Here is an 11,143-nt window from a genome sequence, read left to right as displayed (position 1 = left end):
AGCATTGAGGAGGCGCAGGAATTTGCCACGCAGTGGCTCTGGGCCTACAACAACGAACGTCCCAATATGGGCCCCGGCGGCGTAACGCCCGCACAGAAGCTGAAAAGGGCCGCGTGAATTCTACTGACGAGCCCCGTTAAAAACGGAGGGATTACCACTAACAGGTCGGCTGAAAAATAAGAAGTTACGATAAGCCACATCCAACGGCGAAAGCCCCAGCAAAATGCGTAAAGCTATAATCGTACTTTACTAAATCAATGGCTTACTCTGTAGCGCGCCAACCGTGTCTACAGCTCAATACCACCTTGATCAAAACGCAAGGTCCAAGAATTTGCCTCCGCAAAAGCTAAGTCAACACTTTTAATGGTACGATCGAGCCGAATTTCTTTAGCCACTGATTCAAGCCCAGCTACATCGCTCACAAGATATACGCCCTTCTCATGACTTCTATATCGCATTTCACCGAAATCCGATGAAAGAACGGGAATCCCTAAAGCTCGATACTCGTAATACTTAATTGGATCTACGGAGTCGGTAAGTGCGTTCTTCATGAACGGGATAAGACCCACATCAAAACGTGACATCTGGCCTATCGCTTTCGAGTGGTCGCATGGCGGAAGTATCTCGATATTCTCGGGTAATGTACTTGGACCTGGCTTGTGTACCGGCCCAATAATACGGACCACATCCTCCGGAACGGCTTTGGCCAATGCGAGAACCATTTCCCAGTCGAACCAGTTTCCAATGGTCCCCAGATAACCAAAAACTGCTTTTTCCGACACCTTTATTGCTGGATCAACGGAAGCGATTACATCTATGTCCAACCCATTGCGGACTAACCGAACATTGTTGTGCTCATTCAACCATCTTTCGTAGAGTAAAGTACTAGACGTCCAGACCTTGTTTACCTGCGCAACGACTTTCTCTTCCCTGCGCTTCATAGCAATCTGAGATGTACCACTATAAAAAGCTGGGAAGTCGTCCATCGCGTCATAAATGGAGATGCAGTGCGGCAAAGCCTTTAAAAGACCGAGAGAGAAAACTGAAGGCTTCCCCACAGTGATGATACATTCACCACCATCGGCAAATTTAACTGCATCCATGACCGTCGGCCACCACAGAAGGCCATTTAACCAACCGGATCCTGGAAGCGGTTCGATTGGAAGATGGCGAACCCGACGAATAGTCAGCCAATCCGGAACGGGATTGGCTGACTCTGTAAGACTGACCTTTCGAACACGGCGCAAATCCGTCCAAGCTGGAAAGCGCGTGCCATAAGGCTCGATCCACAATACTCTGCCACCATGTCGCTCGCGAAACCAGGCCACAAACTTATGCGGTCTCTGCGCAAAACTGGCCCAAGGTACAGGCGATATGAAGATGAGATTCTTCAAGAAAAATGTACCCTAAGTGTTTCTGTAATACGTTCTGTCGCACACCCATCACCATATGGAGAGACACCACGCGCCATATTTGAATAGGCAGTATCGTCATCAAGGAGCAATTGCACTTCTTTGACGATGCGTTCGCAATTGGGGCCGACCAACTTCACTACGCCATCAGCGACAGCTTCCGGACGCTCGGTCTCGTCACGTAAAACGATTACAGGTTTACCCAAGGCCGGAGCCTCTTCCTGAACACCTCCGGAATCGGTAATAATGAGATAAGCACGCTTCATAGCTGCTACAAAAGGTGCATAATCCAACGGTTCACAAAGGATGAAATTGTTCAACGGGGACAAGTGCTTGTGGGCTACATCTTTAACATTCGGGTTCGGGTGAACCGGATACAAAAATTGTACATCCGGATTGTCTTCCGCCAAAATTCTTAAGGCACGACATATTTCCTGGAAGGGGGCTCCAAAATTCTCGCGCCGATGAGATGTCACGAGAACCATTCTCTTCGTCTCATCCAAAGGGATGCCTATCGATATATCTCGGTTTGCCGCCATAAACAGTGCATCGATGACAGTATTACCTGTGACAAAGATTTTATCATTTGACACACCATCTCTCAGAAGATTTTGTTTGGAACCGTCCGTTGGCGCAAAATGCCAAGTCGCAAGTTTAGCAGCGATAACGCGATTAGCTTCCTCAGGAAATGGATTCTGAATATCCCACGTGCGCAACCCCGCCTCGACATGACCAACAGGTATACGATGGTAAAAACAAGCTAAAGCAACAGCCATGACCGTAGTCGTGTCACCTTGAACGAGAACGACGTCTGGTTTTTCTGCGGTTAGAACATTATCAAGTTCCAGCAACAAACGGGCCGTCAAGGTCGTTAAAGCTTGGTTAGGACGCATTATATTGAGATCAATGTCGGGCTCTATACCAAAGAAGTTCAATACTTGATCAAGCATCTGTCGATGCTGAGCAGTAGCCAAAACACGAACTTCCGCCCAAGTTTCCTTCTGCAGCCCCAATATTACTGGAGCCATCTTTATTGCTTCTGGTCGGGTTCCAACTACGCAGAGAACTTTTTTCATTTTAATCGCTTCAGTCCTTCGAATACTTTTTCATAAGCAGCGGCTCGTTGGTCCCAACTATTTCTATCCGCCAACTCCGCCAATCGCGTTTTAAAAGCCGGGTCTTTACTCACGTTCAGAGCTTCATCTATCTTTGTAGAAAGTTCGGCGGCGTCTCTGCCTGAGAACACTTCTGGATAGATAACGCATTCATCCATAAAAGACGTAACTACTACCGGCTTTTCAAGCGCAAAATATTCAAACAGTTTCAAGGGGGAGGTTGTTCGAGCAATTTCACCAGGCTCGAATGGAATAAAGCAAATATCAAACTCCCGCGCATACGCCGGAAGAATCTTATAATCGATAGGTCCTGGGCAAAATATATTCTCTGATTGGATTAGTTTCGATCTTCCACCATAATAATCAGGACCGATAAAAATAAAACCTAAGTCAGGCCTAGACAAAACCAACTTATTGATTTCATCATACCAAATCCAGGGGGCAAGAGCCCCAAAATATCCCACGACTTTCTTATATTTCTGCCTGAAACACTTATACTCATCGGTAGTCTTAGTAGTTTGATGATCTCCGCATCTATAATGCTTTGTATCCACTCCATTTTGGACCATGATCACTTTACCCTGACCAACAGCATCAATAGCCTCCTTATACAGCGCCGCTGATGAGGCGACTACATAATCGGCTCCACCGGAAAAGGCAAAATCCTTTAGGCTGCTCAGCTTCTTGATGTTTTCTGGATCACCGCTAATTTTTGGATCAATATGGTCAATATACTCATAAACAATAGTGTTCTTATCATACGCGTTCTTCATTACGTCACCAATATATCCGGTCGAATATACGGAAATGACCGCATCGGATATTTGTTTGGCGACATCAAAATTAGTCAGCCAAACATTCTTTTTTACTTGCCGAAAGCCCTGAACATCATCATTTGCCCAGTTGTGCGTCTGATAAATAACAAGATAGTCTCTTTTAGCGAATGCCGAAGCCAAATGCTGAGGACGTTGATAGAGATCAACATCCCAATCAATGATGGCACCCTGTATAAAAACGCCGGTATAGTCATCCCTATGGGACAGAATCTGTGCTTGAAACTGACCCCATTCCAAATCCGCGTGGCCGTTCTTCATGTGACGAAGTTTTCCGTTGTTTATATCGGAAAGGGACGAACGACGCCAAAACTTTGCGACCCCGTGTGCGGGTCCTCTTAATGCGTTTTGAATTTGTGGAGGCATACTCAGATACAAGTCACGAGCGATGAGATAGGAGCGTTTCATACAAATAATTCCTTTTCTTCTGCATCGACTCTGTAAGCCGAGCACAAGGCTGCGGACCGAGCCAATCACCGTAGTAGTTCATGGCATGATCAGGAAAAACTCCAGACCCGTACATCGCATTAATCGTAGTAAGTGAGCTTCGTAACCATTCAGAGCATTATTGCAACTAAAATAATACACTGTTCATGAGGAGTTCTAGTTCATCGCATTTAACCCAAAATAGGATGACAGAACGTCATCAGGAGAACCATCCATTTTTATGCGCCCATGCTCAAGCCAAACAACGCGGTTACAGTTCTTCTTCAACAAATCAACAGAATGACTGGCAAGCACTAAAATCTTTGTAGAATCAACGAGTTCCCGCATTCTCTGATTAGCACGTTCTTTAAAGTTTTCATCCCCAGTCGAAAGCCATTCATCCATAATCAGGATTTCTGGCCTGACAGCAGTTGAGGTGGCAAATGCAAGTCTCAACTGCATACCTGATGAGTATGTGCGAAATGGCATATCGAGAAAATCACCCAGCCCGGAAAACTCCGCTATCTGCTCGAATTTGTCAGCCATTTCTCGAGGATCCATTCCCATAATTGCCGAACGCAAACGGATGTTCTCTCGACCTGTAGCGTCGGGATCGATACCTAGGCTGATATTGATCAATGAGACACAATCTCCATCAACAACAGCGCTCCCCTGGGTTGGAGTATAAATCCCCGAAAGGACGCGCAGAAGCGTCGTTTTTCCAGATCCGTTATGGCCAATAAGCCCTACCCTCTCGCCTTCGCGTAAAGTGAGGGAAACGCTATCCAAGCCACGAATTATAACAAGACCATCATTTCGTCGCTCGATTTTTCCTCCCGTAGCGACGCTTAGAACCCGATTTTTAAGCGACCTACTCGAAGAATTGTATATTGGAAACTCGACGCTTACGTCGTTCAATCTAATCACACTCATTCTACAACCAATATGCTACACGCCAACGATACTTGCCATAGAATACGATGGCAAAGGCCCATCCCAAAAACATCAGAACCATTGGAAAAATCCAGTTCAACAGCGTTGGCGCACTACCGAGGAGGGGAGCTCTGACCAACTCAATAAAATGGTAAAATGGATTCCATTGTATAAATTCTTTAGATACGCGATCCGGTAAAATCTTTACCATCCACATTATCGGCGTTGCATAAAACAAAACCTGCAAGACATTAGTCATTACTTGCATCATATCGCGAAAGCGAGCACACACAACACCTAAAATCAATACCATCCAAGCAATATTCAAAAACACAAGTAAGAACCCTGGAGCGGCCCACATAATGTTTAGATTTATGTTCCGCCCCATTATCAATGCAATCATAGGAAAAATAACAATATTATGCCCCAATATTATTACGTTTCTCCACAGTACACGCATGACATGAACAAACAATGGCATGCGTACCTGGAGGATAATGCCATCTGATCCACTAAATGCGGAACAACCTTCCGAGAGCGTCGTAGAAATGAAGCCCCACATAATAACACCCGCGCACAGGTAAGGCAAAAACTCTCGCATCTCCGACTGAAAAAGCGTCCCAAATATTAATCCTAGTGCGCCAATGAAAACAGCCATATTGATGGTTAGCCAAAAAGCCCCAACTCGAGATCGACGATAACGTTGCGCCACGTCTTGCCAACCAAACACCAGCGCCAAACGATACTTAATCAATCCATCAACAATATCTCTAATTGCAACGCTAGCGCCAGTTTTGGGGCGCATAGTCACAACTTGATCAGAAATATCAGGTTTATCAAGAGCTCGAACACTCATAAATCACAATCACCTTAGCTTAATCACCCTATTATAGGGGACGAAATTACCAGAATCGCCTTCCGATAGAGCTAATAGTACGCATGAATGGTACTCTCGCAAGGCAGAGTCAATGTTACACTCCCGCCTAAATCAGGCACTTTTATGCTCTTGTTTACCAAATAGCTTACCGCTAACTTTTGGTTTTCTGAATTTACAGTGTATGGCCTGACATTGGCTTTTCCATATCGACCACCCAATCCTACCGAAAGCCGTTTCTGCCCTGTTCCCATTTATAGCCGCAAGGATTGCAGACAATACGACTGCGGCCAATCTGAATGTCGAAGGCATGACACATATGGCCAAAGATCCACAAATCCGGGCCTGTTCAGAATGAGGAATGTCATCGAAGGCCTCTTCGCTACTAGCGAACAGGTAATTTGCGTTCTGACCATCCGTCTTTTGGTGACGGATGGAGAGGAAGTTGATGCGAATGGATACTATTGCGCGTGTTCGTCGAGCCTTCCATGTGCAGGGCTGGTCAGTGAAGAGGATCGTCCGGGAGCGTCATGTGTCCCGCAATACGGTCCGCAAGATAATGCGATCCGATAAGCGGATTTTTCCTACGAACTAGAACGCCAACCACAGCCGAAGACAGTAGCTTGGAATGATGAGAGCAAGCGCTTCTTGGTTTTAAACGAAGGCAAGTCATCTCGTGAACGGCTGACGCTGATCCGGATTCATGAAGAGTTTCGGGCGCTGGGTTATGACGGCAGCCACGATGCGATCCGGCTTTATGCAAGGGATGGTCGAAAGCTCAAGGTGCAGTGACAGCCGAAGCCTACATACCACTCTAATATGCGCCTGGCGAAGCCTATCAGTTCGACTGGAGCCACGAGATCGTATTGATCCAGGGCGTAACGACGACGGTGAAGGTTGCCCATGTCCGGCTCTGCCACAGCCGGATGATGTTCGCGCACGCCGATATGCGTGAGAGCCTGGAGATGGTCTTCGATGCGCATGACAAGGCCTTCGAATTCTTCCGTGGCACCTGCACGCGTGGCATCTACGACAATATAAAGACGGCGATCGAGGCCGTATTTGTCGGCAAGGAGCGTGTCTATAACCGGCGGTTCCTGCAAATGTGCAGCCACTATCTTGTCCAGCCCGTAGTCTGTACGCCAACATCCGACTGGGAGAAGCGACAGGTCGAAAGCCAGGTTGACCGCGTGCGCGAGCGCTTCTTCACGCCGCGCCTGCGAGTAGAAAGTCTGGAAGAGCTGAATGTCTGACTGCTCGACAAATGTGTTACCTATGCCAAGGCGCATCACCATCCTGAACAAGCGGCCCAGACGATCTGGCAGATGTTCGAAGCCGAACGCGGCAGCCTCGTGCATTACGCTGGCCCCTTCGACGGCTTCTACAGTGTCCCGGCTTTGGTTTTCGAAGACCCGCACTGTCCGCTTCGACAATAACAAATACTCGGTTCTTTCAATCGCCATTGGCCGCCCCGTCGAGGTTCATGTCTATGCTGATCGGGTCGTCATCAAACAAGATGGAGTGATGGTCGCTGAACACCGTCGTTGCTTTGGCCGGGGCGAAACTGTCTATGACACCTGCCAGTATGTTCCTGTCGTCACCCTCAAGCCGGGTGCTTTGCGCAACCGCGCTCCATTCCGCGAATGAGTTTTGCCCGCTGTGATGGAGAAGGTCGGCAAGCGGTTGAGGCTGCCTGTCAGGCGGCGCTCAATTATAGCGTCTGCTTGGCCTCGGTGATCATCAATATTTTGGCGCGAAGCCGCTATCCCGGGCAACGGCATCGAGAGGCAGCACGAACCCACCACACATTGTCGGTGACCTTCTGCAGTCGGAGATCGCCGAAAAACAGGCCCGGTCCATTCGCTACCAGCTCAGTATTGCCAAGCTGCCGTTGGCAAAAGACATCGACGACTTCGACTTCACCGACCAACCCGTCAATGAAATCCTGATGCGGGAACTGGCCACCGGCACCTTCTTTGCCGACCAGCGCAACGTTGTTCTCGTCGGCGGCACGGGAATGGACAAGAGCCATCTGGCTATCGCGATTGCCCGAGCGCTCATACGCAACAGCACGCGCGGCCGCTTCTTTAACGTGGTCGATTGACAGACGCGCGCCGATATGCGCGCTCATCCGTGACGGGAGACGCGGATGCCAATAAAAAATATTTCCACACCGTTGAAGATTCTGAACCTGATGTCTGACTGCCATAAGATGCTCGCCGTTTGGAGCTTACGAGACAAACCGAATAAGGCGAATCGGCATGTGTCATAGCTCTGTGTCACAGTTAAGTGCACATTCGGCAAGTTCGAAAGAAAGCGAGGTTTCCCACCTTGGGAAACACTAAGCAAAATCAATAAAATTTTGATTTGAATCACGATTCATGGCTGGGGCGCCTGGATTCGAACCAGGGAATGGCGGTACCAAAAACCGCTGCCTTACCGCTTGGCTACGCCCCAACAAATCAAACCGAAGCAATCGGTTGCGCGGCCTTATAGCCGCTTCGAAACCTGAGCGCAATCGCCTAATCACGAAATCCCGTTCAAGGTTACGGGTTCTGTGAAGAACGTTTTCGACTGGATATAATCTCCGCCTGCTCCCAGAATAGAATCGCCGATTTGTGTCCAGCTTCAAAGCTGCTACTTGCTACGGAAGAGTGTATTTTTGGTATTCACGATGCTAGCTTTGTTGATTTCGTTTCTCTTCGGCGCCGCCTTGTGCGGCATCGGTCTTTATCTGCTAAACCGGCTCTTGCCCGAGCGTTTTCTCTCGGCGCGTATGAGTTCGCGTTCCAACCACACAACGGTCGCACGGCAGATTGGTGGGCTGGCGCTTATCCCCGCTATCATCGTGACCTTGCTCATCTTTGCGCCAGATCTGGAAATCAACACGCATCTGGCGCTCTGTCTTTCCGGCGCTTCGCTGCTGCTTTGGATTGTCGGCGGGTTGGACGACCGCTATGAGCTCTCGGAGATCATCAGGCTGGGATCGCAATTCATTGCTGCCGGACTGGTTGTCTACGGTCTGGGGCCGGATTTCCGGTTATTGCCAGACCTCCTGCCCCACTGGCTGGAGGCAGCGCTGATTGTCTTTGCACTGGTGATAGCGATCAATGTCACCAATTTCATGGATGGGCTTGATCTCATGACCGCCGCAGGGATAGGGCTCCCGCTGACTGGAATCGGCATTCTAGCGGCTCTCGGTCTTGCCGGATTGGAAAGCGGTGGCCTTGGCATCATCGCAGCGGGTGGAGTATTGGGGTTTGCCCTGTTCAACCGACCTCCAGCAACAATTTTTCTGGGCGATTCTGGAAGTCTGCCACTCGGCCTGATCACAGGTACGGCTCTGATCCTGCTCGCGCGCGAAACGCATATCGCGGTGGCGCTGATATTGCCGCTTTATTATATTCTCGATGCAGGCACGACCATCGTGATGCGGTTAAGTCAGGGTGAGAACATCCTGAAAGCGCATTCCAAACATGCCTATCAAGCGGCAAAGCGCTCGGGCTGGAGCGTGTTAAAGGTCGTCGGCCACGTGTCGCTTCTGAACCTGTTCCTCATTGCCTGCGCCATAGGGTTGCTCACTCTCGATCACACAATCACCCAGATCGCCTTCCTGCTTGTGGCCATTGTCGCGACGCTGGTCTTGCTGCTGGATTTTCGCGGACGCTTCAGGAAGCTATAACTTCGAACAGCACCTTGCGAACAGCGTGTACATCGCCGCTTTCCATAGCCGCGCGCAAAGCCGCGAGACTTGCCGGAACGTCCACCGCAGCCTTTTTGCCCTGAGGTGCGCGCATGATCTTGGGGTGGCGGGTCGCCTTTGCCTGTGACGGATCATAGAAGAGTTCTTCATACATCTTCTCGCCTTCACGAATCCCTGTGGTCTCAATGGCAATGTCGCCGTGCGGGTTCTCCTCGTTGCGAACAGTCAGTCCTGCCAGCAAGATCATGTTCTCGGCGAGATCGCGGATCTTCACCGGTTCGCCCATTTCGAGCAGAACCGTGTCACCCGAGGCGGCGATGCCACCAGATTGCACAATGAGTTCGGCCGCTTCCTTAATCGACATGAAATAGCGGGTCATGTCCTCATGCGTCAGCGTAATCGGGCCGCCATTGGCAATCTGTTCACGAAAAAGCGGAACGACTGAGCCGTTTGACCCCAACACATTGCCGAAACGCACTGAATAGAACGCTTTCTTCTTTCCGGATTGCTCGGCTTGCAAACCGCAATAATAGACGACCAGCTCAGCCCAGCGTTTGGTTGCGCCCATTACATTCGTCGGCCGAACCGCCTTGTCGGACGAGATGAGAACCATGCGCTCGACATCGGTGTCGAGAGCGGCTTGCGCCACTTCCAGAGTGCCAAACACATTGTTGAATATGCCGACCAGCGGGTTTTTCTCGACAAGCGGCACATGCTTATACGCTGCACAATGATAGACGGTATCGACATTATTATCGCGAATGGCTTTCTCAACACAGTCACGATTGCTGACCGTCCCAAGGATTGGCACGACTTCGCAACCGACCATCTGCTTGAGTTGCCTTTCAATAGTGTAAAGGGCGAACTCACTCGACTCGAACAAGACAATGCAAGCTGGATTCCATTGCGCAATGGTACGGCAAAGCTGGCTACCGATCGAACCACCCGCTCCCGTCACCATGATGCGCCGACCTTCGACAACCTCTCGCAATAGGGACGCATCCGGCGGCACGGGCGAGCGCCCGAGAAGATCATCGATCTCCACATTTCGCAGCGAGCTGACCAGGTATTTTCCAGCCGTCAGATCGGCGATGGGCGGCAGAATACGTGTATCCACCGGAAGACGTCCCAAAAGCCGTGCAAAATCCTGCCGCTGTTTTTGTTCCAACGCCGGTTCCGATACCACTACTTGCTTGATACCGTAATTTTCGACCAAGGCGGGGATGTCTTCCACCGCGTAGACACGCAGTCCGATGATATCCATTCCATTAAGTTGGCCATCGGGATCGACAAAGCCGACGACCAACGTATCGCTATGGCTGCGGAGCGCCGTCGCAAGCTGACGGGCAGGCTCACCCACGCCGATGATCAGTGCAGAACTCGTATAACGTTTGTCGGACTCGGAACTACGCAAGAGCCATTTTGCCCCGAAACGGCTGGCAGAGATAAATACGGTGCTTAAAAGCCAGTAAAGTAGCGGAACGGAGCGCGGGAGGCCGGCTCCGCCGTAGAGCTCCATCAAGAAGACAAGCGCGACCCAGAAAAGCGCTGCAATGGCCGTGGCCTGGAAAATAGGCCAGATCGCGCGTTCAGCCAAATAGCGGATGATGGCGCGGTAGAGCCCAAACCGAATGAAAACTGGTATAGCCAGAACAGGCGCGATGAGAATCAGAAAAACCTGCCCCTCGTTCGGTACGAAAACAAAACCGAGACGCATCACAAAGGCCAGGTAAGCGCTCAGCAACAGCAGAATACAGTCACTCAGCATCAGAATGATCTGTTTGCTGGCGCGGGGCAAAAGCGCCAATCTCTGCCATGGATACTTTAAACTCATACGCGTGTTATCC

Annotated in this window: 7 protein-coding genes, 1 tRNA gene and 3 pseudogenes; 4 read left to right on the top strand and 7 right to left on the bottom strand. The window is 49.9% G+C overall.

Going from position 1 to position 11,143, the window contains the following annotated elements; translation table 11 throughout:
* Window positions 1–117, top strand: a pseudogene (locus FJQ48_RS02260) (IS3 family transposase); the annotation flags it as partial.
* A 170-nt stretch (window positions 118–287) separates the two neighbouring features.
* Here FJQ48_RS02260 and FJQ48_RS02255 read toward each other — a convergent pair.
* The 5 genes from FJQ48_RS02255 to FJQ48_RS02235 all read right to left on the bottom strand — a co-directional run bounded on the left by FJQ48_RS02255 (window position 288) and on the right by FJQ48_RS02235 (window position 5,575).
* Window positions 288–1,394, bottom strand: a complete 1,107-nt coding sequence (locus FJQ48_RS02255) for a glycosyltransferase family 1 protein (protein ID WP_139973577.1) — start codon at window positions 1,392–1,394, stop codon at window positions 288–290.
* A complete protein-coding gene (gene wecB / locus FJQ48_RS02250) occupies window positions 1,391–2,488 on the bottom strand; it encodes a UDP-N-acetylglucosamine 2-epimerase (non-hydrolyzing) (RefSeq protein WP_139973576.1) in 1,098 nt (365 codons plus the stop codon). Before wecB ends, FJQ48_RS02255 begins: the two co-directional genes overlap by 4 nt.
* Window positions 2,485–3,768, bottom strand: coding sequence for a glycosyltransferase (locus tag FJQ48_RS02245; protein WP_247870276.1), 1,284 nt, complete (start codon window positions 3,766–3,768; stop codon window positions 2,485–2,487). Before FJQ48_RS02245 ends, wecB begins: the two co-directional genes overlap by 4 nt.
* A gap of 195 nt (window positions 3,769–3,963) precedes the next feature.
* Entirely contained in the window at window positions 3,964–4,719 is a 756-nt protein-coding gene (locus FJQ48_RS02240; protein WP_139973575.1) for an ABC transporter ATP-binding protein, read from the bottom strand.
* A gap of 1 nt (window position 4,720) precedes the next feature.
* Complete coding sequence (locus tag FJQ48_RS02235) at window positions 4,721–5,575, bottom strand: ABC transporter permease (protein ID WP_139973574.1); 855 nt, start codon at window positions 5,573–5,575, stop codon at window positions 4,721–4,723.
* A 463-nt stretch (window positions 5,576–6,038) separates the two neighbouring features.
* Between FJQ48_RS02235 and istA the strand changes: the two are divergent.
* Both istA and FJQ48_RS02220 read left to right on the top strand, forming a co-directional pair.
* Window positions 6,039–7,362 (top strand): annotated as a pseudogene (istA, locus tag FJQ48_RS22625) (IS21 family transposase); the annotation flags it as partial.
* A gap of 38 nt (window positions 7,363–7,400) precedes the next feature.
* Window positions 7,401–7,694 (top strand): annotated as a pseudogene (locus tag FJQ48_RS02220) (ATP-binding protein); the annotation flags it as partial.
* A 281-nt stretch (window positions 7,695–7,975) separates the two neighbouring features.
* Here FJQ48_RS02220 and FJQ48_RS02215 read toward each other — a convergent pair.
* Window positions 7,976–8,050, bottom strand: a tRNA-Gln gene (locus FJQ48_RS02215).
* Window positions 8,051–8,267: 217 nt separating this feature from the next.
* Between FJQ48_RS02215 and FJQ48_RS02210 the strand changes: the two genes are divergently transcribed.
* Complete coding sequence (locus tag FJQ48_RS02210; protein ID WP_139973573.1) at window positions 8,268–9,275, top strand: glycosyltransferase family 4 protein; 1,008 nt, start codon at window positions 8,268–8,270, stop codon at window positions 9,273–9,275.
* On the opposite strand, the gene FJQ48_RS02205 is transcribed toward FJQ48_RS02210, so the two are convergent.
* Window positions 9,262–11,130, bottom strand: a complete 1,869-nt coding sequence (locus tag FJQ48_RS02205) for a nucleoside-diphosphate sugar epimerase/dehydratase (protein ID WP_139973572.1) — start codon at window positions 11,128–11,130, stop codon at window positions 9,262–9,264. The genes FJQ48_RS02210 and FJQ48_RS02205 overlap by 14 nt on opposite strands.
* Window positions 11,131–11,143: the final 13 nt, after the last annotated feature.

Origin of the sequence: Ochrobactrum sp. CGA5 (assembly GCF_006345815.1) — a bacterium.
Lineage (GTDB): Bacteria > Pseudomonadota > Alphaproteobacteria > Rhizobiales > Rhizobiaceae > Brucella.
Note: the sequence above shows the minus strand (reverse complement) of the source record. Positions and strands in the feature narration are given on the sequence as shown.

Coding starts and splice junctions, on each gene's coding strand:
- wecB (WP_139973576.1), bottom strand. CDS start 2,488: ATGAAAAAAGTTCTCTGCGTAGTTGGAACCCGACCAGAAGCAATAAAG.
- FJQ48_RS02245 (WP_247870276.1), bottom strand. CDS start 3,768: ATGAAACGCTCCTATCTCATCGCTCGTGACTTGTATCTGAGTATGCCT.
- FJQ48_RS02240 (WP_139973575.1), bottom strand. CDS start 4,719: ATGAGTGTGATTAGATTGAACGACGTAAGCGTCGAGTTTCCAATATAC.
- FJQ48_RS02235 (WP_139973574.1), bottom strand. CDS start 5,575: ATGAGTGTTCGAGCTCTTGATAAACCTGATATTTCTGATCAAGTTGTG.
- FJQ48_RS02210 (WP_139973573.1), top strand. CDS start 8,268: ATGCTAGCTTTGTTGATTTCGTTTCTCTTCGGCGCCGCCTTGTGCGGC.
- FJQ48_RS02205 (WP_139973572.1), bottom strand. CDS start 11,130: ATGAGTTTAAAGTATCCATGGCAGAGATTGGCGCTTTTGCCCCGCGCC.